The sequence below is a fragment of the Streptomyces sp. NPDC051315 genome, assembly GCF_044455165.1.
In the GTDB taxonomy this organism is placed as follows: domain Bacteria; phylum Actinomycetota; class Actinomycetes; order Streptomycetales; family Streptomycetaceae; genus Streptomyces.
Genome location: NZ_JBITEN010000012.1, coordinates 122,633 through 142,410, shown reverse-complemented (window position 1 = coordinate 142,410; position 19,778 = coordinate 122,633). Strand labels below are relative to the sequence as shown.

The following is a 19,778-nucleotide window of genomic DNA, read 5'->3' as shown; positions in this document are numbered from 1 at the left end:
CAAGGCTCACAAGGAGCCCCATGTGGGTAAGTTCCGGACATGACGCGAGCCGGAGCCGAAGCCATCACCCGGGCGGTCGACGCCCCGGCTCCCGCGGTGCGCCTCCCCCGGCGCCGCGGCATCGAACTCTCCCTCATCCTCCTGGCCGTCCTGCTGTCCGTGTACGGCTACTGCGCCGTCGGGATCGCCCAGAACGGCGCGGTCCCGCCCGGCGCGGCCGGCTACGGCGCCGGGCTCGGCGTACTCGCGCTGCTGGCGCATGTCGCGGTCCGGCTGCGCGCCCCCTACGCCGACCCCCTGCTGCTGCCCATCGCCGTGCTGCTCAACGGGATCGGCCTGGTGCTGATCTACCGGCTGGACCTGGAGACACCCGACGACCGGGCGGCGCCCACACAACTGGTGTGGTCGACGCTCGGGGTCGCCCTGTTCATCTTCGTGGTGGCCGCGCTGCGCGACCACCGGGTGCTGCAGCGGTACGCGTACGTGAGCGTGGTCGCCGCCCTCGCCCTGCTGACGCTGCCGGTCTTCTTCCCGGCGGTCAACGGCGCTCGCATCTGGATCCGGATCGCCGGATTCTCCATTCAGCCGGGCGAGTTCGCGAAGGTGCTGCTGGCGGTGTTCTTCGCCGCGTACCTGGCGGCCAACCGCACCGCGCTGGCGTACGCGGGCCGGAGGATCTGGTGGATGCAGCTGCCCACCGGGCGGGTCCTCGGCCCGATCGTCGCGATCTGGCTGCTGAGCGTCGGTGTCCTCGTCCTCGAACGCGACCTGGGCACCTCGCTGCTGTTCTTCGGCCTGTTCGTCGTCATGCTCTACGTCGCCACCGGCCGCGGCGGCTGGATCACCGTCGGCCTGCTGCTGGCCTCCCTCGGCGCGGTCGCCGTCGGCTGGCTGGAACCGCACGTGCACAGCCGGGTCGAGGACTGGCTGCACCCGTTCGCGTCGATCGAGGCCGGCCAGGGCCCCAACCAGCTCGCGCAGTCGCTGTTCTCCTTCGCGGCCGGCGGCATGCTCGGCACCGGCCTGGGGCTCGGCCACTCCGTCCTGATCGGCTTCGCCGCCAAGTCCGACTTCATCCTGGCGACCGCCGGCGAGGAACTGGGCCTGGCCGGCCTCTCCGCCCTCTTCCTGCTGTACGGACTGCTGGTGGAGCGGGGCTACCGGGCGGGCCTCGCCCTGCGCGACCCCTTCGGCAGGCTCCTCGCGATCGGCCTCGCCTCGATCGTGGCGCTCCAGGTCTTCGTGATCGCGGGCGGGGTGACCGGCCTGATCCCGCTGACCGGTATGGCGATGCCGTTCCTGGCCCAGGGCGGCTCGTCGGTCGTCACCAACTGGGCGATCGTGGCGCTGCTCATCCGGGTGAGCAACTCGGCGCGGCGCCAGTACGACGGGAAGGCGGCGCCGTGAGAGGCGAGGTGACCTCGTGATGAGCCGCCACATCCGGCACGCCGCCGCCTTCTGTGCCCTGCTCCTGGTGGCCCTGCTGGTCAACGCCGCCCGCGTCCAGGTCGTCCGGTCCCCCTCCTACGACGACAACCCGGCCAACCGGCGTGCCTCCATCGCCCGGTACGGACAGCCCCGCGGCGACATCCTGGTCGGCGGCGAACCGGTCACCGGCTCCCGGGACACCGGGGAGCAGCTGCGCTACGAACGCGCCTACCGCGACGGGCCGCTGTACGCGCCGGTGACCGGGTTCGCCTCGCAGAAGTACGGGACGACGTTCCTGGAGCACACGGAGGACGAGGTCCTGTCCGGCGCGGATCCGCTGCTGCAGCCGTTCCCGCTGTGGAACGACGTCACCCGCTCCCGGCCCCCCGGCGGGAACGTGGTGACCACCCTCGACCCGGACGCCCAGCGGGCGGCGTACCAGGGGCTCGCCGGGCGCAAGGGCGCGGTGGCGGCGGTGGAGCCGACGACGGGACGGATCCTGGCGCTGGTCTCGGCACCGTCGTACGACCCCTCCCTGCTGTCCGGCAACGGGCCGACCGCCGAGGAGGCGTGGACGCGGCTGAACTCCGACCCGGACCGGCCGATGCTGAACCGGGCGGTGCGCCAAACGTATCCGCCGGGGTCGACCTTCAAGGTGGTGACCGCCGCGGCGGCGCTGGACGCGCGCGTGATCCGGGATCTCGACCAGCCGACCGGCTCACCCGACCCCTACCGCCTGCCGGGGACCACGACGAGCCTGACGAACGCGTCCGAGGGCTGTGCGGACGCGTCGCTGCGGGAGGCCTTCATGTGGTCGTGCAACACGGTGTTCGCGAAGCTCGGCGTGGACGTGGGGCTGACGGACATGGCGGCCACGGCGGAGGCGTTCGGGTTCAACGCGGCCGACCTGCGCATCCCCTTCTCCGTGGCGAGGAGCACCTTCGACACCTCGCTGGACCGGGCGCAGCTGGCGCTGTCCTCGATCGGGCAGTACAACACACGGGCCACTCCGCTGCAGATGGCGATGGTCGCGGCGGCCGTCGCGAACGGCGGGCTGGTGCGCACGCCGTATCTGGTGGAGCGCACGACCAGGCGGGGCGGCGCGATCCTCGCCACGGCCGGCTCGCGCCCGGCGCGGCAGGCGATGTACCCGTCGACCGCGCGGCGGCTGCGGGAGCTGATGAGGGACGTGGTGCGGGAGGGCACGGGCGGGAAGGCGGCGATCCGCGGCGCGACCGTCGGCGGCAAGACGGGCACCGCCCAGCACGGCATCGGCAACGCCGGGACGCCGTACGCCTGGTTCGTCTCCTGGGCGCAGAGGAACCGGGATCCGGAGCCGAAGGTCGCGGTCGCGGTCGTGGTGGAGGACTCGGCGGCGAACCGGCGGCACATCACCGGGGGCGGGCTGGCGGCGCCGGTCGCGCGGGCGGTGATGGAGGCGGTGCTCAACCCGTGAGACGGGGGGTTCCGGGCGGGCCAGGTGCGTCATACCTTCTCGGTCATGACGGACACCGGTGCTGCCTTCGAACTCGCCCAGGTCAACATCTCCCGCCTCAGGTTCCCGCTGGACTCACCGGAGTTGAAGGACTTCGTCGACGCCCTCGATCCCGTCAACGCGGACGCGGAGGCCGCGGACGGTTACCGGTGGCGGTTGCAGTCGGAGGGCGGCGACGCGACGGACATCCGCGTCTTCGACGACGACTGGCTGATCCTCAACATGACGGTGTGGCGGGACACCGACGCCCTGACCGCGTACATGTACCAGGGCCGCCACCGCGAGATGCTCGCCCGTCGGCGGGAGTGGTTCGAGCGGGTCCGGGAGGCGATGACGGCCCTGTGGTGGGTCCCGGCCGGCCACCGCCCGACGGTCGCGGAGGCGGAGGCCCGGCTGCTGCACCTGCGCGCCCACGGCCCGACGCCGTACGCCTTCACCCTGCGCACGTCGTTCCCGGCGCAGGGGGCTGAGCCGGTCAGCCTCGCGGTGCCCGAGGATCTCGGGTGCTCGGTCTAGCGAGGTCCAGCCAGTAGGGCCGGGCCCACTGCGGCCGGTTGTGGCCGCAGTCGATCTCGTTGCCGTCCGCGTCGCCGACGTAGGCGGACGCGGCGGCGATGACCGTCACCGAGCCCGGCTGGTGCTCCACCTCGAAGAGACCGTCGTCCTGGGGCCCGGTCGCCCAGATCACGAAGGTCTCGCCGGGCCGCAGCCAGTGGTCGCTGCCGTACGGTTCCAGGACGAGCTCCAGCAGTTCCTCGCCGGTGTTGCGCACGCGCAGCACCGGCGCCGGCGTGCCGTGGGTGGCTGTCATCGGTGTTCCCCTCTCCCGGGCAGCGGCTCCCGCCGCCGCAGCCAGTCGGCCGGTACGGCGCCGACTCCCGTGCGGGCGGCCACGATGCCGCCGGTGATCGCGCAGGTGGTGTCCACGTCGCCGAACCCCTCGGCCGTGGCCCACAGGGCGGAGACGAGGTCGTCCGGGTGGCGGGCGGCGCACCAGACGGCGAAGGGCACGGTGTCGTCGGCCCGGATGCGCTGACCGTTGCCCAGGACGTCGGAGGCCTTCCAGGGTTCGGTGGTGAAGGGGAGGCCGGCGGCACGGGAGAGTCCGTCGCGGGTGGCGCTGTCCGGCGTGAGGGACACGACGTCGGCGATGCTCAGCCGGCCCCGGGCCGAGAGCGCGGCCGCCACCGCCACGGCGATCGCGCCGGCGATGCCCTCGGGGTGGGCGTGGGTGACCTCGGCGGACCGGGTGGCCTGCTCGACGACGCGCCCGAGGTCGGTGTGGAACCATGCGCCCAGCGGTGCCACCCTCATCGCGGCTCCGTTGCCGAGACTGCCCTGCCCGCCGAACAGCTCGCGGGTGAACTCCGGCCAGCCGTCGGGCTGCTGGAGCAGGCGGGGCAGCAGGTCGTGCATGCCGTGGCCGTAGCCGCGGGCCGGGTCGGCGTCGTGGCCGAGCGCGAAGGCGAGGGCGAGCTCCCGCTGCCGTACCTCGCCGTACCGGTCGAGCACCCCGAAGAGGCCGAGGGCCATCGCGGTGTCGTCGGTCCAGTGCCAGTCGGGCTCCTCGGGGGTACGGCGGGCGCGTACCTCCTCGTATGCCTGCCGCCGGTCACGGAAGAGCGGGAACCAGCGTTCGCCGAAGGCGTCGCCGAGGGACAGCCCCTCCAGGCTGCGGCGCGCGGCGGCGCGGTGCGGTTCGGTCGCTGCTGCGGTGCTCACTCGGTCTCCCCCGGACGGCTTGCAGGCCGTCAAGTCTCCCATGCCGGGTCCGGTGGACGGCGGGTCAACAAGTCGTGCGCGAGGGATTGACGACCTTGCTGACAAGCAGTCTCATAAGAGCCATGACGACCCTCACGGAAGCCGACGCGCTCGACGGACTGCGCGACGCGCTCGGCGCGCTCAAGGACCGGGAGCAGGTGGCCGAGCGGCTCCTCGCCTCCTCCGCCAAGCACTCCTTCGACCCGGACAAGGAGTTGGACTGGGACGCGCCCTTCGAGGAGGGCAAGTGGTTCTGGCCGCCGGAACTGGTGTCGCTGTACGACACTCCGATGTGGAAGCGGATGAGCGAGGAGCAGCGGATCCTGCTGTCACAGCACGAGGCGGCGGCACTGGCCTCGCTCGGCATCTGGTTCGAGATCATCCTGATGCAGCTCCTCGTCCGGCACATCTACGACAAGGCGGCGACGAGCGCGCACGTGCGGTACGCGCTGACCGAGATCGAGGACGAGTGCCGGCACTCGAAGATGTTCGCCCGGCTGATCTCCCACGGCGGCACGCCCTGGTACCCGGTGAGCCGCGTCCACCAGAACCTCGGCCGCCTCTTCAAGACGATCTCCACCACGCCCGGGTCGTTCACCGCGACCCTGCTCGGCGAGGAGGTCCTCGACTGGATGCAGCGGCTGACCTTCCCGGACGAGCGGGTACAGCCCCTGATCCGCGGCGTGACCCGCATCCACGTGGTGGAGGAGGCCCGCCATGTGCGGTACGCCCGCGAGGAGCTCCGCCGCCAGATGGTGACCGCGCCGAGGTGGTCCCAGGAGTTCACCCGGGTGACCTCCGGCGAGTTCGCCCGCGTCTTCTCCGTCGCCTTCGTCAACCCCGACGTCTACACGAACGTCGGCCTGGACAAGCGGGAGGCGATGGCGCAGGTCAAGGCCAGTGCCCACCGCCGCGAGGTCATGCAGAACGGAGCCAGGCGCCTGACGGACTTCCTGGACGACATCGGGGTGCTGCGGGGCGTGGGACGACGGCTGTGGAAGTCGTCGGGGCTACTGGCCTGACCTCGCCGTCCTGCTCGCCGGGGCGGGCGCGCCGGCGGGGGCGGGCGGTTACGCTGCACGTCATGACGCCCGCCGCCCCCGCCTACCGTCGCCTCAGCGTCGAGGAACGTCGCAGCCAGCTGCTCGACGCGGCGCTCTCCCTCTTCGCCCACCGCGTCCCCGAGGACGTCTCGCTGGACGACGTGGCGGAGGCGGCCGGAGTCTCCCGGCCGCTGGTCTACCGCTACTTCCCCGGCGGCAAGCAACAGCTGTACGAGGCTGCCCTCCGGTCCGCCGCCGAGGAGCTCCGGCACTGCTTCGACGAGCCCCACGACGGCCCCCTGCTGCCCCGGCTCGCGCGCGCCCTGGACCGCTACCTCGCCTTCGTCGACCAGCACGACGCCGGCTTCAGCGCCCTCCTCCAGGGCGGCAGCGTCGTCGAGACCTCCCGTACGACCGCCATCGTGGACGGCGTACGGCGGGCCGCGGCCGAGCACATCTACAGCCACCTCGGTGTGGCCGACCCCGGCCCCCGGTTGCGGATGACCGTCCGGATGTGGATCACGGCCGTCGAGGCGGCCTCGCTCATCTGGCTCGACGAGGACAAGCAGCCGCCCGCCGCGGAGCTGCGGGACTGGCTGGTGGAGCAGTTCGTCGCCGTCCTCACGGTGACCGCGGCGCGCGACCGGCAGACCGCCGACCTGGTGCGCGACGCGTTCGCCGCTCAGACGTGACCGACACTGGTGCCGTGAAGAGCGAAGACACCCCCTTCGAGGGCGGCCCCCTGGACGGCCGTAGCCTCCCCGTTCTACTGGGCCCGACCGGCCGGCCGCCGAAGACGTACCGCGTTCCCGTCCCCGACGCGGCCGGCGGCCCGCCGACCGTCCTGGTCTACCGGCGCGTGCCCCGCGGGCCCAGCGGCAGGCTCGGGCTGACACAGGGCTGGAAGTACGCGTACGACCCGCAGGGACGGGCGAGCGGCCGGCCGAGGTGGCCGTGGTCGAAACCCGACGCCGCGCCGGGCGGCACCCGGGATGACGCCGACGGGTGATCCTGTTGCGCCGAACCGCGCACACCTGACACGTACCCGGGCCCGCACCCCTGATGCTCGCCCTGCGGGGTGGAGGGGCCGCCCCGCAGCGGAGGTGATGACGTGTCAGGAAGGCTGCTGCGTCTGGTCTGCACGGTCTGCACGACGGCGCTGGCCACCCAGGCCCTGCTGACCCCCCGGTCCGCCGTGGCCGTACCGGAGCCCCCGGTGCCCGGCCGGCGGTCGGTGGCCCAGCTGCTGACGGACCTTCAGCGGCTGTACCGGGAGGCCGAGAAGGCCACCGAGGCCTACAACGCCACCGAGGAGAGGCTGAAGCGGCGCCGGGCCGAGGCCGACCGGCTCAACGCCGCACTGGCGAGGACCCGCCTGTCGCTCCAGGAGAGCCGCGGCGACGCCGGACGCCTCGCCCGTCAGCAGTACCAGAACAACACCGACATCTCCCCCTACGTACGGCTGCTGCTGGCCCGCGATCCGCAACACGCCCTCGACCAGGGGCACGTGATCGGCCAGTTGGCGCGGGAGCGGGCCGAGACGGTGGGACGGCTGGAGGGCAGCGAACGCAAGGCCGACACACTGGCCCGCCGGGCGCGCGCCGCCCTCGACGCGCAGCTCACCCTCACCGAGCGCCGGAAGAGGGAACGCGACGCCGTGCGCAGCCGCCTCGACGCCGTGGAGAGACTCCTCGCCTCCCTCACCGCCGCCCAGCTCACCGCCCTCGCCGCGCTCGAACGCGACGGCGTGGCCAAGGCCCAGAAGACGCTCATGGCCTCGGGCGCGCTGAGCGACGACCGCAACCCCTCGGAGAAGGGCGGCCGCGCGGTGCGCTACGCCCTGCGGCAGCTCGGCAAACCGTACGAGTGGGGGGCGGAGGGCCCCGCGTCGTACGACTGCTCGGGGCTGACCTCCGAGGCGTGGCGCGCCGCCGGGTCACCGATCCCCCGCACCAGCCAGGAGCAGTGGGCACGGCTGCCCAGGGTCCCGCTGAACCAACTGAGACCCGGTGACCTGGTGATCTACTTCCCCGAGGCCACGCACGTGGCGCTGTACGTCGGCAAGGGAAGAGTGGTCCAGGCTCCGCGCTCCGGCGACAGGATCAGGGTCTCCCCCCTCGCGTCCAACCCGATCCTCGGAGCCGTACGCCCGGACCAGCCCGCCCGCGGGCCCGTCCAGGGGAAAGCCGCGCGGCCGGCCACGGACGGCCCTGCGGCGCCCGGGGCCCCTGGTCCCCGACCGTGATCAGCCGCCGGTCACGGAAGCCAGGTACGCCTGCGTCCTCTCCGGCTCGTAGAAGAAGTTCTCGAAGTCCGCCGGGTCGTTGAACGCGTTGGCGAAACGATCAGCCACCGGCTGAAGCTGCCCCGCGGCGCCCAGCAGGTTGATGATGTGCTCCGGCGGCGGGGCCAGCATCGCGTTCGTCCACTTGGTGACGTGCTGCGCGGTGTTCCAGTACCGGTCGAAGGTGGACTGCATCCACTCCTCGTCGAACTCCTTCTCCCCGCGCTCGAGGATGGAGGCGAGGTACGCGGCCGCGCACTTGGACGCCGAGTTGGAGCCCTGACCCGTGATCGGGTCGTTGGCGACGACCACGTCGGCGACGCCGAGGACCAGGCCACCGCCGGGGAGACGGCCGATCGGGTTGCGGACGGTGGGCGCGTACCGCCCGGCCAGCGTGCCGCCGGCGTCGGTCAGTTCGACCTTGGTGGCCCGCGCGTACTCCCAGGGCGTGAACCGCTCCATGAGTTCCAGGGTCAGGGAGAGGTGCTCCGCCGGGTCCTTGACGCCGTTGAAGACGTCGAGCGGACCGCCGGGTATGCCCTCCCAGAAGAGGATGTCGGCGCGGCCGGAGGTGGTCAGCGTCGGCATGACGAACAGCTCGCCGACCCCGGGGACCAGGTTGCAGCGGACCGCCTCCATGTCCGGGTGCTCCGGGCGCGGGCCCATCCCGTGGACGTACGCCACGGCCAGGGCGCGCTGCGGCTCGGTGTAGGGGGACCGCTCCGGGTCGCGGGCGAACATCTGTACGAGCTCGCCCTTGCCGGCCGAGACCAGGACGAGGTCGTAGGCGCGGGAGAAGTAGTCGAGGTCGGAGACGGCCGCGCCGTGGATCACGAGCTGGCCGCCGCGCTGGGCGAAGGTCTCCATCCAGCCGGCCATCTTCACCCGCTGGTCGACCGACTGCGCGAACCCGTCCAGCCGGCCCACCCAGTCGATCGCGCGCTGCGTCGGACCGGGGTCGTGGGAGCCGGGGGCCGCCACCGAGACGCCGAGTCCCTCGATCTTCGGGGCCTGGGACTCCCAGAAGTTCAGCTGGAGATCGCGCTCGTGCTGAAGGGCCGTGTGGAACATGCACTGCGTCGACATCACCCGGCCGGAGCGGATCTCGTCCGCGGTCCGGTTGGACATCAGGGTGACCTCGTACCCGTGCGACTGGAGGCCGAGGGCGAGCTGGAGGCCGGACTGGCCGGCTCCGACGACGAGTATCTTCCGCATGCGGGGGTGTCTCCTACTCGGGGGTTTCGTCGAGCGCGTGGCCCACCAGGGCCAGGAGGGTCTCGATCACGGAGATCCGGCGACGCGCATCCATGATCATGACAGGTACGTGCGCGGGGATCGTCAGCGCCTCCCGCACGTCCTCCGGTTCGAACAGCTCACTGCCGTCGAAGTGGTTGACCGCGACGACGTACGGCAGCCCGCAGCTCTCGAAGTAGTCCAGCGCCGGGAAGCAGTCCTTCAGGCGGCGGGTGTCGGCGAGGACGACGGCGCCTATCGCACCGCGCACCAGGTCGTCCCACATGAACCAGAAGCGCTGCTGGCCCGGCGTGCCGAACAGGTAGAGCACCAGGTCGTCGTCGAGCGTGATGCGGCCGTAGTCCATGGCCACCGTGGTGGTGGTCTTCTCCGGTGTGCCGGTGAGGTCGTCGGTGGCCTCACTGGCCTCGGTCATCAGCGCCTCCGTCTGGAGGGGCGTGATCTCCGAGACGGTGCCGACCAAGGTGGTCTTGCCGACGCCGAAGCCACCGGCCACCACGATCTTCGTGGCGACGGGGGCCCTGGTGCGGTCCGTCTGCCAGGGCTGCAGCTGTTCCTCGTCCTCGGGGACGACGTCGAGGAACGGGGACACGCCGAAGGGGGTGTCGGCGTCAGAGACGACGGAGTCCACTCAGCACCCTTTCCAGCAGAGCGCGGTCGGGACGGCCCGTACCGTGACCGGTCCCGGTGCCGTACACACGGATCTTTCCCTGGTCCGCGAGGTCGCTGAGGAGCACCCGGACCACGCCGAGCGGCATCTTCAGCAGCGCGGCGATCTCCGCCACCGTACGCATACGGCGGCACAGTTCGACGATGGCCCGCAGCTCCGGCATCACCCGGGTGGTGAGGGAACCGTTCGTCAGTTCCTTGCGTTCCTCGGGCGCCTCGAGTTCGGCCGTGGTCGCCACGAACGTCTCGACGAGGAGGACGTGACCGAAGCGGGTACGGCCGCCGGTCAGCGAGTAGGGGCGCACGCGGGCGGGCTTGCGGTCGCCGCCGCGGACGGGGAGCTGCTGCTTCCGGTTGCCGGGCCCCGTGCTCATCGCATGCTCCCCGTCGTCTCGGACTCCAGGGACTTCCGCAGCTCGCTGCGGAGTTCGGGGGTGAGGACGTGGCCGGCACGGCCCACGAACAGCGCCATGTGGTACGCCACCACACTCATGTCGCAGTCCGCGGAGCCGTGGACGCCGAGCAGCGAGCCGTCGCTGATCGACATCACGAAGAGGCTGCCCTCGTCCATGGCGACCATCGTGTGCTTGACCCCACCGAACTCCATGAGCTTGGCGGCGCCGATGGTGAGGCTGCCGATGCCGGAGACGATGGTGGCGAGGTCGGCGGAGGAGCCCCGCGGGCCGGTCGGTTTGGCTCCCCTGGCCTGCCGGGCCGCGTCGTTGCGGCCTGCGTCCGAGGAGAGCAGGAGCAGGCCGTCGGAGGAGACGACCGCGACGGACTGGATACCTGGCACTTCCTCCACGAGGTTCGTCAACAGCCAGTGCAGGTTACGGGCTTCACTGCTCAGTCCGAAGGTACTGGGCGCGGTCAACTGCTTGCCTCCTCGACTGTGCCCCCCGTGTCTTCTTCGGCGTGTGCGTGTGCTTCTTGAGCGGACGGCACCTTGTTCTGGCCCGTCTGCTCGGCGATCTCCGCCTCTACGTCGCGGTAACCGGCCTCCGCCCCCCGGCGGAAGCCACCCAGGCGGCGGCGGAGGGCATCGGCGTCGACGGAGCTGGTCCGCTGGCGCGGGGCCTGGGCGGGTGCGGTGATCTTGGGTGTGCGCTTCGGGAGGCCCTTGTCGGTGACGATGTCTTCCTGCTCGTCGGGGACCCGGGCGTGTTCCGCCTCGGCTTCGCCTGCGAGGGGGTCCTTCCCCCCCGCACCGTCCGTGGTGTCGTCACCGCCGGCGGCCGCGGGTTCGTGGGCGATCTCGTCGTGGGCGTTGTCGTGGTGGTCGGTGTCGTCGTGGTCGGTGTCGTCGTGGTCTTCCGTGGGCTTGTGAGCCGCGGACACCGGGCCGTCCGAGGGGGACCCGTCCTCCTGGGCCCCGTCCGCTTCCGACTGCGGGGCCGGGATCAGGAGTTCCATCGTCGTCTCGGCCGGGGTCTCCGACGCCTTGTGCACGGCCTTCTCGGCCAGGGCGACCAAGGGGTCCCCGGTGTCCTTCGGCCGGCCCGGCAGGACGTTGGAGTTGGCCTCCGCGTCCGCGCCGGGCAGGGAGAAGCTCTGGGTGGTGGAGGAGGCCGGTGCGGCCGTCGGGACCGCGGCGGCCGGGGCGGCCGGAGCGGCGGCGAGGAGCGGGGAGGGGACGACGACGACCGCGGCGATCCCGCCCTGCTTCTGCTCGCGCAGCTGTACCCGCACCCCGTGCCGGTGGGCGAGGCGGGCCACGACGTACAGGCCGAGCCCGAGTCCCTCTTCGCCCTCCTGGTCGTAGGGGGTGTCCGGGTCGAACTCGGTGAGGCGGGTGTTGAGGCTGGTGAGGCGCTCCTCGGTCATGCCGATGCCCTCGTCCTGGACGGAGAGCATGACCTCGCCGTTCTCCAGGAGCCAGCCGGAGACCTCGACGGGCAGGTCCGGCGGGGAGAACGAGGTGGCGTTCTCCATGAGTTCGGCCAGGAGGTGGCTCAGGTCGTCGGCGGCGAAGCCGGCCACGTGCGCGTGTGGGGGGAGCGCGGAGATACGGACCCGCTCGTAGCGTTCGATCTCGCTGACGGCCGCCCGGACCACGTCCACCAGCGGGATCGGGCCCGGGTGCTGCTGGACGTGCTCCGTGCCCGCCAGCACCAGCAGGTTCTCGCTGTGCCGGCGCATGACCGTGGCGAAGTGGTCGAGCTTGAAGAGGGTGGCCAGCCGCTCGGGGTCCTGCTCGCGCTCCTCCAGGCCCTCGATGACGGCGAGTTGCCGCTCGACGAGACCGAGGGTGCGCAGGGAGAGGTTGACGAAGGTGCCGCTGATGCTGGAGCGCAGCCGCTCCAGGCGGGCGGCGGCGTCGGCGAGTTCGGCGCGCAGTTCCTCGCGGGCGTCGGCCATCTTCTGGCGCTGTCCGACGAGGTGCTTGCGGTCGGACTCGAGGGTGGTGACGCGCTCGTGGAGGGCGACGGCGTGCTGGTGGAGGGCGTTGACGGAGCGGACGACCTGGGCGAACTCGTCGTTGCGGCCGGTGAACGCGACCGGTTCCTCGGCGGCCGGGTTCTCGGCGCCGGCCAGCCGGGCGGAACCGAGGCGCAGGACGGCCAGCGGGCGGGTGAGGCTGCGGGCCATGGCGGTGGCGATGCCGACGGCGAGCAGTATCAGGGCGCCGAGGAGGGCGATGCGGATCTCCAGCGCGGTGACGTCGTCGTCGCGCAACTGGGCGAGGTCCTTGGTGCGGCGGTCGTAGAGGGAGGCCTCGACGCCGCGCATCAGGTCGACGCGGGCGGAGAGCGCTGCGTCCAGCTTCTTGGTGCTGGTGTCGAGCTCGTCGTCGCTCAGTTTCGGCTGGTCGGTGAGGGTCGCCAGGTACTTCTCGGCGGTCTCGACGTCGCCGCCGGTGAGCGTGGAGTCGTAGGAGTCGACGAGCCGCTGGGGGGCGCTCTCCCGGAAGGCCGTCAGGGCCGCGTCGGAGCGCAGCCGGGCCTGCTGGGCGGCGGCGGCGAGGGCGTCGCGCTGCTCGGTGTCGGCGTCGGAGGAGACGGTCTCGGTGGACGACTCGCCGGTGACGGGGTCGTAGACGCTTTCGGTGGACGTCGGCACGTTCAGCGCGGCGAGGAGCAGTCCGCGGGCCGCGGCGGCCTGCTGGACGGCGGTGTCGAGGTCGGCGAGGGCGTGCGCGCCGGAGCCCGCGCGCGGCGGCATCTGCTCGGCGAGCCGCTCGGCGAGCCCGTGCAGCGCGGTGATGGCGGCCGAGTACGCCTGGTGCGCCTCGAGCGCCGTGCTCTTGCCGGTGAGGGCGGCCTGGCGGACCGAGGCGATGCCGGTGAGGTCCGCGCGGAGCGCGGCCGGCAGGTCGGTGTCGGCGGTCAGCTCCCGCACCTGCCGGTCCACCCGGGCGCTGCTCTGGTCGGTGGGCGCCTCGGCCTTGGTCCGGCCGGCCGCGACGTAGGTGGTGACCTCGTCGCGCTCGTCGGCGATCGACTGGGCGAGGACGAGCGCGTCCTGGGTCCGCTCGGCCAGGGTCACCAGGTCCTGCGCGTCCTTCAACTGCCCGGAGGCGCTGAGGACTGAGGGTGCCCCGGCACCCGCGATGGCGGCGGCCACCACGGCGACCGCGACGATCAGCCGGTTGCGTACATGGGTCTGACGGCCCTTGCCGACAGGGGTGCGCTCCGCGCCCCCCTCGGAGGCCGTCTGCCTGCCTGTGCGCCGAGGCCGCGTCTTCTGCACCGGTGCTCGCATTCCTGACTCGTGTACCCATGGGCCGGATGACGCTCCGTCAACTGGTGCGTACGTCCGGTACGGTTCCCGACCCTCCCAGTGCCGGTGGGCAGGGGTCGCGCATCGCCTGCCCCGCCACCCGAAGGAGTGAACATCGGAGGGGAGTTGGCGGGCAAGTTCCCCTGGCGTGTGCGACGGCCTTGCGCGGAGAGCCGGTTGGACGTGGGCCGCGCGCTTTGGCAGTATTCGCCGCCACGTCTGCCCGGAGTGCTTCATTCCCTCCCAAAACAGGCGTCTGACCTGCGAGGGTGCGCCCACCCGGGGAGCGTTGCCAGCCTTTCGCGAAGGGTGTGAAGGCGTCGTGCAGACTGGCCGGATGCGTACGGAACTTGTGTCGGAGCCCAGCGATCGGGCCTACCCCAACGAGGACTTCGCAAGCGTCGGACTTCCCGCCTCCGGACAGGGCGGTTCGGTCGTCCTGCTGGACGGGGTGACACCGCCGCGGGGCGGCACGGGCTGTCTGCATTCGGTCCCCTGGTATACGGCACGACTGGGCGGCGCCCTGACCGAACTGACCGTTTCACTCCCGGATGTCCCTCTGGCCGAGACACTGGCCCGCGCTGTCGCACGTACCGCCGACGCCCACGCGGAGAGCTGTGACCTTTCTCACCCACGCACCCCGCAGGCGACCGTGGTTCTGGTGCGCTGGTCACCGGAGGCGGTCGAGTATCTGGTGCTGTCCGACTCGGCCCTCCTCCTGGCCGCCCCCGACGGCACGGTGACCCCCGTCCTCGACGACCGGCTCGCCCTGCTCCCGCCCGAGCTGCTGGCGAGCGAGGAGATCTGCGACACGCGGGCCCGCAACAAGGAGGGCGGCTTCTTCACGGCCGCCGCGGACCCGGCGGTGGCCGCCCGCGCCGTCACCGGCACCGTCCCGCGCACCGAGGTGGCCGCCCTGGCCGCCCTCACGGACGGGGTGACCCGCTGGGTGGAGAAGTTCCACGAGGGCGACTGGGCGGACCTGTTCACCTACGTCCGCAAGGAGGGCCCGCGCGCACTGGTGGAGCGCGTACGGGAGCTGGAACGGGCCGACGGGGAACGGGCGTTCCTGGGCCGCGGCAAGCGGCACGACGACGCGACGGCGGTGTTCGTGGAGCTGTGAGCCCCGGTCGGGGGCCCTACTTGGCCATGCCCTGGTTCAACTGGCGGAGCAGCCGCGCCAGCTCGGCCACCTCCCCGCGGTCCCAGTGCGCGAGCTGGCTGACGTACCGCGCCCGGCGGGCCTCGCGGACCCGGCCCACCCGGGTGCGGCCCTCCTCGGTCAGGTCGACGAGCCAGGCGCGCCCGTCCGCCGGGTCCGGCTCGCGGGCGATCAGGCCGAGCTCTTCCAGGGCGCGCAGCTGGCGGGACATGGTGGCCTTGCCGACGCCGATGTAGCCGGCGAGCTCGGTGGCGCGCTGGCGGCCGCACTCCTCCAGCCGGACGAGCAGGCCGTACGCGGCGGACTCCAGGTCCGGGTGGACCTCGCGGGCCATCTCCCCCTGGTTGGCCCGGGCACGGCGCAACAGCACCGTCAGCTCCCGTTCCAGGGACAGGAACTCCCGGTCCACACCTCTCGTCGACGCCTCGGGTGCACTCCCGCGCCCGTCGCCGTTTCCGTCCTCGTGCACGTCAGCGCTCCTGATCCGGTTCCCCCCTGTGATTCTACGTGCGTAGCTGTTCACCGGGTGAGGAGCGGAGGAGTGACATGATCGCGCCAAGCTGGCGGGCCGTCGTCCTCGGGATCGATGGGCGTCCGACCTGCGTCCCCCTCGGCATTCGACCGACGCCGATCGACGCCCTGCCCGGAGCCGGTCCACCGTCACCAGCGCGGTGTGGTCACCGTCCGCGGTGGACTGCCGCAGCAGGGCGCCGCTGCGCCAGTGCAGGCCCGCCGTGAAGCGGTGCTCGCGGGCGATGAACCAGGTGGGGATGCCCGGCGGCACGGTGTGCAGCCGGTAGCGCAGCCGGATCTCCCGGTGCTGCGTCCGCCCGGCCGCGTCCCAGACCTGCCCGTAGTCGGGCGGGTCCAGCGGCAGCAGCTCGACGACGAGGCTGCTGGTGCCGTCGTCCGTGCGGTAGGACAGGTCGAAGTGCTCCATCATCGCCACGAAGTGGCGGCGCAGGCTGGGGTCGAGCTCCCTCCACAGCTCGCCCTGGTGCCGCTTGGTGAAGAGGGCCCGGGAGTCCCGCACCTCACGCGAGTCGAGGACCTTGCTGATGTAGTCGGTCACCCACTGCGGACGCAGGACGGCGATGTCCTCCAGCTCAGTGAAGGCCCGGCCTCCCTCGCGGGACCCGGGCCTTCCCTTCATCCGGTCGCGTCCGTCACGCCGCGACCGGAATCTCCGGCGTCGCGCCGTTCGTGGCGGGCGCGAGGGCCAGCTCCAGGACCTGGCGGACGTCGGTGACGGTGTGGACGTCGAGCTTGTCCAGGACCTCCGCCGGGACGTCGTCCAGGTCGGGTTCGTTGCGCTTCGGGATGATCACGGTCGTGACCCCGGCCCGGTGCGCGGCGAGCAGCTTCTGCTTCACGCCGCCGATCGGGAGGACCCGGCCGGTCAGGGAGACCTCGCCGGTCATCGCCACGTCCGTACGGACCAGACGTCCGGACAGCAGGGACGCGAGGGCCGTCGTCATGGTGATGCCGGCGCTCGGGCCGTCCTTGGGGACCGCGCCCGCCGGGAAGTGGATGTGCACGCCCCGGTCCTTCAGGTCACCGACCGGCAGTTCCAGCTCGGCACCGTGCGAGCGCAGGAAGCTCAGCGCGATCTGCGCCGACTCCTTCATCACGTCGCCGAGCTGGCCCGTCAGGGTCAGGCCCGCCGCGCCCGTCTCCGGATCGGCCAGCGACGCCTCGACGTACAGGACGTCACCGCCGGCCCCGGTGACCGCGAGGCCCGTCGCCACACCCGGTACCGAGGTGCGCCGCTCGGCCGGGTCCTGGGCGGACTCGGGCACGTGGTGCGGCCGGCCGATCAGGTCGCGCAGATCTCCGTCACGGACGGTGAAGGGCAGCTCCCGCTCACCCAGTTCGTGCTGGGCCGCGATCTTGCGCAGCAGCCGGGCGATGGACCGCTCCAGGTTGCGCACGCCCGCCTCGCGCGTGTACTCACCGGCCAGCTTGCGCAGCGCACCCTCGTCGAGCGTCACCTCCTCCCGGTCCAGGCCCGCCCGCTCCAGCTGGCGCGGGAGCAGGTGGTCGCGGGCGATGACGATCTTCTCGTCCTCGGTGTAGCCGTCGAGCCGGACCAGCTCCATACGGTCGAGCAGTGCCTCGGGGATGGCCTCCAGGACGTTGGCCGTGGCGAGGAAGACGACGTCCGACAGGTCGAGTTCGACCTCCAGGTAGTGGTCGCGGAAGGTGTGGTTCTGCGCCGGGTCCAGCACCTCCAGCAGGGCCGCGGCCGGGTCGCCCCGGAAGTCGGAGCCCACCTTGTCGATCTCGTCGAGGAGCACCACCGGGTTCATCGACCCGGCCTCCTTGATGGCCCGGACGATCCGCCCGGGCAGCGCGCCGACGTACGTGCGCCGGTGGCCGCGGATCTCCGCCTCGTCGCGGACGCCGCCGAGGGCGACGCGGACGAACTTGCGGCCCATGGCGTGGGCGACGGACTCGCCGAGCGAGGTCTTGCCGACCCCGGGCGGGCCCACCAGGGCCAGTACGGCACCGCCGCGCCGTCCGCCGACGACACCCAGGCCCCGCTCGCCCCGGCGCTTGCGCACCGCCAGGTACTCGGTGATCCGCTCCTTGACGTCCTCCAGGCCCGCGTGCTCGGCGTCGAGGACGGCCTTCGCGCCCTGGATGTCGTACGCGTCCTCGGTCCGCTCGTTCCACGGCAGTTCCAGGACGGTGTCCAGCCAGGTCCGGATCCAGGAGCCCTCGGGCGACTGGTCGCTCGCCCGCTCCAGCTTGTCGACCTCCTTCAGGGCGGCCTCGCGGACCTTCTCGGGCAGGTCGGCGGCCTCGACGCGGGCACGGTAGTCATCGGACTCCTCGCCCTCCTTCTCGCCGTTCAGCTCGCGCAGTTCCTTGCGGACGGCTTCCAGCTGGCGGCGCAGCAGGAACTCGCGCTGCTGCTTGTCGACACCCTCCTGGACGTCCTTGGCGATGGTCTCGGCGACCTCCTGCTCGGCGAGGTGGTCGCGCAGTTGCTGGGTGGCGAGCTTCAGCCGGGCGACCGGGTCGGCGGTCTCCAGCAGCTCCACCTTCTGCTCGGTGGTCAGGAAGGGCGAGTAGCCGGAGTTGTCGGCGAGGGCGGAGACGTCGTCGATGGCCTGGACGCGGTCGACGACCTGCCAGGCGCCGCGCTTGCGCAGCCAGGCGGTGGCGAGTGCCTTGTACTCCTTGACCAGTTCGGTGACGTGGCCGGGGAGCGGCTCGGGCACCTTCTCGTCGAGCCTCGTGCCCTCGACCCACAGCGCGGCCCCCGGGCCGGTGGTGCCGGCGCCGATGCGCACGCGGCCGCGGCCGCGGATCAGGGCGCCGGGGTCACCGTCGGCCAGCCGGCCGACCTGCTCGACCGTGCCGAGCACACCGGTGGACGCGTACGTGCCGTCGATGCGCGGCACCAGGAGCACCTTGGGCTTTCCCGGCTCCGAGCGGGCGGCGGCCTGGGCGGCCTCCACGGCGGCGCGCACGTCGGCGTCGTTGAGGTCGAGCGGAACCACCATCCCGGGCAGCACGACCTCGTCGTCGAGCGGCAGCACAGGCAGGGTGAGCGGTGTGAACGCTGCGGACTCAGCAGCCATGATCTCCCCTTCGGCAGTCAAGTTGAGTTATGCCGACTCAATGCACAGGAGCCGACGAATGTTCCCGACCCGTCGTTCGCTGACAGCGATCACCTCCGCCGACGGGAGGAAAGGCAGGCGGGAGGGGGTGAGGGCGCCGTACGGAGAACGGGGGACGCGCACGCGGGCGGCCGTACGGGGTCGACGGCTGAGTCCCGCCGGGCCCGTCGCGGCCGACGGCAGGAGCCGTAGGGACGGGACAGGCGGAACACACCGGCACCGGCACCTGCCGCCCCGCACACCCCGCTGAACGACCCCCATCGGGGGGCATGCGCCCCCCTTAGCGCCGCCCGACCCCGCTGTCAGGATTCGCGCCCCGCGACGGCCGATGCACAGCGAGCCGGAAGCGCGCCACAACCGGCTCACACCGCACCGGAAGCACGCCACAACCGACCGACAGGCGGCGTGAGGCCGAGAGACAGCAGGCCGGAAGCGCGCGACAGCGGCGGGACAGCGAGCCGGAAGGATAGGGCGGCCGCTCGCCGTCAACCACACCCCTCCCCCCACCCCCGCTTTCACCCCGTTCCACCCGATGTGGGCGCCGGGGCGAAGGGGCCACGCGAAATTGCTCAACCATCCGTCAGCACCGGTGCCAGGATGGAGGGATGCCCGTCTCCTACGACTCCTTCGACACCCCCGAAGTCCTGGACCGTCGTGAGGGCCCGTACGGCGAGGTCGTTCTGCGTCGGCACGGGGAAACGCTCCAGATCATCGCCAACGGCTGCTTCCTGATGGACACCTCGGACGGCCGCTCGGAGCGGCTCCTGGTGGACGCCGCCCTGACCGCGCTGGACGGCCGCCCCGCACCGGACGTGCTGATCGGCGGCCTGGGCGTCGGATTCTCGCTCGCACATGCCGCCGCCGATCCCCGCTGGGGCCGCATCACGGTCGTCGAGCGGGAACGCGCCGTCATCGACTGGCACCTCGACGGCCCGCTGTCCGCCCTCTCCGGGTCCGCTCTCGCCGACCCGCGCACCACGATCCTGGAAGCGGATCTGCTCGACTACGTCAATGAGACATCCGACACGTTCGACGCGCTCTGCCTCGACATCGACAACGGCCCCGACTGGACCGTCACGGAGGGCAACGGCGGACTCTACTCGCCGACCGGACTCGCAAGCTGCGCAAGGGTGTTGAGACCGGGTGGGGTATTGGCCGTATGGTCCGCACAGCCCTCTCCGGAATTCGAGGGAACCTTGGGGAATGCCGGGTTCCAACGGGTGCGTACCGAAGAGATCCCGGTTGCCCGAGGCGTGCCCGACGTCGTACATCTTGCCGTCCGACCTGGATAGCAAAGCCGTGGTGACTCCCCGTACGCTGCTGCCCTGACGCC

At 72.0% G+C, this 19,778-nt stretch carries 18 protein-coding genes and 1 pseudogene; 9 read left to right on the top strand and 10 right to left on the bottom strand.

Annotation, left to right across the window (positions count from 1 at the left end; all coding sequences use genetic code 11):
• Positions 1-39 precede the first annotated feature (39 nt).
• From ACIBBD_RS23425 to ACIBBD_RS23415, 3 genes are read left to right on the top strand one after another with little or no spacing between them, the layout of a single operon-like run.
• Positions 40-1,407, top strand: coding sequence for an FtsW/RodA/SpoVE family cell cycle protein (locus ACIBBD_RS23425; protein WP_399421431.1), 1,368 nt, complete (start codon positions 40-42; stop codon positions 1,405-1,407).
• Between the two features lie 19 nt (positions 1,408-1,426).
• The gene (locus ACIBBD_RS23420) at positions 1,427-2,884 is read left to right on the top strand and encodes a penicillin-binding transpeptidase domain-containing protein (RefSeq protein ID WP_399421430.1); all 1,458 of its coding nucleotides are present in this window, start codon (positions 1,427-1,429) and stop codon (positions 2,882-2,884) included.
• A 45-nt stretch (positions 2,885-2,929) separates the two neighbouring features.
• Complete coding sequence (locus tag ACIBBD_RS23415) at positions 2,930-3,439, top strand: DUF3291 domain-containing protein (protein WP_399421429.1); 510 nt, start codon at positions 2,930-2,932, stop codon at positions 3,437-3,439.
• Here the strand turns inward: ACIBBD_RS23415 and ACIBBD_RS23410 are convergent.
• Both ACIBBD_RS23410 and ACIBBD_RS23405 read right to left on the bottom strand, forming a co-directional pair.
• A complete protein-coding gene (locus ACIBBD_RS23410) occupies positions 3,399-3,734 on the bottom strand; it encodes a hypothetical protein (protein WP_399421428.1) in 336 nt (111 codons plus the stop codon). The two genes, ACIBBD_RS23415 and ACIBBD_RS23410, sit on opposite strands and share 41 nt — an antisense overlap.
• The gene (locus ACIBBD_RS23405) at positions 3,731-4,645 is read right to left on the bottom strand and encodes an ADP-ribosylglycohydrolase family protein (protein ID WP_399421427.1); all 915 of its coding nucleotides are present in this window, start codon (positions 4,643-4,645) and stop codon (positions 3,731-3,733) included. The genes ACIBBD_RS23410 and ACIBBD_RS23405 overlap by 4 nt, the downstream gene beginning before the upstream one ends.
• A gap of 122 nt (positions 4,646-4,767) precedes the next feature.
• Here ACIBBD_RS23405 and ACIBBD_RS23400 point away from each other — a divergent pair, with 122 nt between their 5' ends.
• The 4 genes from ACIBBD_RS23400 (at position 4,768) to ACIBBD_RS23385 (ending at position 7,972) form a co-directional block, all read left to right on the top strand.
• Entirely contained in the window at positions 4,768-5,706 is a 939-nt protein-coding gene (locus ACIBBD_RS23400) for a diiron oxygenase (RefSeq protein ID WP_399421426.1), read from the top strand.
• A gap of 62 nt (positions 5,707-5,768) precedes the next feature.
• A complete protein-coding gene (locus ACIBBD_RS23395; RefSeq protein ID WP_399421424.1) occupies positions 5,769-6,419 on the top strand; it encodes a TetR/AcrR family transcriptional regulator in 651 nt (216 codons plus the stop codon).
• 14 nt (positions 6,420-6,433) lie between these two features.
• The gene (locus ACIBBD_RS23390) at positions 6,434-6,736 is read left to right on the top strand and encodes a hypothetical protein (RefSeq protein ID WP_399421423.1); all 303 of its coding nucleotides are present in this window, start codon (positions 6,434-6,436) and stop codon (positions 6,734-6,736) included.
• Between the two features lie 102 nt (positions 6,737-6,838).
• A complete protein-coding gene (locus ACIBBD_RS23385) occupies positions 6,839-7,972 on the top strand; it encodes an NlpC/P60 family protein (protein WP_399421422.1) in 1,134 nt (377 codons plus the stop codon).
• Here ACIBBD_RS23385 and ACIBBD_RS23380 read toward each other — a convergent pair whose 3' ends face one another.
• The 5 genes from ACIBBD_RS23380 to ACIBBD_RS23360 are packed head-to-tail and all read right to left on the bottom strand — an operon-like array spanning position 7,973 to position 13,624.
• Complete coding sequence (locus tag ACIBBD_RS23380) at positions 7,973-9,226, bottom strand: styrene monooxygenase/indole monooxygenase family protein (RefSeq protein ID WP_399421421.1); 1,254 nt, start codon at positions 9,224-9,226, stop codon at positions 7,973-7,975. It abuts the gene before it with no gap.
• A gap of 13 nt (positions 9,227-9,239) precedes the next feature.
• Complete coding sequence (locus tag ACIBBD_RS23375) at positions 9,240-9,896, bottom strand: GTP-binding protein (RefSeq protein ID WP_399421420.1); 657 nt, start codon at positions 9,894-9,896, stop codon at positions 9,240-9,242.
• Positions 9,877-10,308, bottom strand: a complete 432-nt coding sequence (locus tag ACIBBD_RS23370) for a DUF742 domain-containing protein (protein ID WP_399421419.1) — start codon at positions 10,306-10,308, stop codon at positions 9,877-9,879. Before ACIBBD_RS23370 ends, ACIBBD_RS23375 begins: the two co-directional genes overlap by 20 nt.
• The gene (locus ACIBBD_RS23365; RefSeq protein ID WP_399421418.1) at positions 10,305-10,808 is read right to left on the bottom strand and encodes a roadblock/LC7 domain-containing protein; all 504 of its coding nucleotides are present in this window, start codon (positions 10,806-10,808) and stop codon (positions 10,305-10,307) included. The genes ACIBBD_RS23370 and ACIBBD_RS23365 overlap by 4 nt, the downstream gene beginning before the upstream one ends.
• Positions 10,805-13,624, bottom strand: a complete 2,820-nt coding sequence (locus tag ACIBBD_RS23360) for a nitrate- and nitrite sensing domain-containing protein (RefSeq protein ID WP_399421417.1) — start codon at positions 13,622-13,624, stop codon at positions 10,805-10,807. The genes ACIBBD_RS23365 and ACIBBD_RS23360 overlap by 4 nt, the downstream gene beginning before the upstream one ends.
• A gap of 367 nt (positions 13,625-13,991) precedes the next feature.
• Between ACIBBD_RS23360 and ACIBBD_RS23355 the strand changes: the two genes are divergently transcribed.
• Positions 13,992-14,777, top strand: coding sequence for a protein phosphatase 2C domain-containing protein (locus tag ACIBBD_RS23355; protein ID WP_399421416.1), 786 nt, complete (start codon positions 13,992-13,994; stop codon positions 14,775-14,777).
• A 16-nt stretch (positions 14,778-14,793) separates the two neighbouring features.
• Here the strand turns inward: ACIBBD_RS23355 and ACIBBD_RS23350 are convergent, their stop codons facing one another.
• The 3 genes and pseudogenes from ACIBBD_RS23350 to lon form a co-directional block, all read right to left on the bottom strand.
• A complete protein-coding gene (locus tag ACIBBD_RS23350) occupies positions 14,794-15,285 on the bottom strand; it encodes a MarR family winged helix-turn-helix transcriptional regulator (protein WP_399421548.1) in 492 nt (163 codons plus the stop codon).
• Positions 15,286-15,528: 243 nt separating this feature from the next.
• A pseudogene (locus ACIBBD_RS23345) lies at positions 15,529-15,969 on the bottom strand (COR domain-containing protein); the annotation flags it as partial.
• 13 nt (positions 15,970-15,982) lie between these two features.
• Positions 15,983-18,406, bottom strand: a complete 2,424-nt coding sequence (gene lon / locus ACIBBD_RS23340; protein ID WP_399421415.1) for an endopeptidase La — start codon at positions 18,404-18,406, stop codon at positions 15,983-15,985.
• Positions 18,407-19,050: 644 nt separating this feature from the next.
• Between lon and ACIBBD_RS23335 the strand changes: the two genes are divergently transcribed.
• Entirely contained in the window at positions 19,051-19,737 is a 687-nt protein-coding gene (locus ACIBBD_RS23335; protein WP_399421414.1) for a spermidine synthase, read from the top strand.
• Positions 19,738-19,778 lie beyond the last annotated feature (41 nt).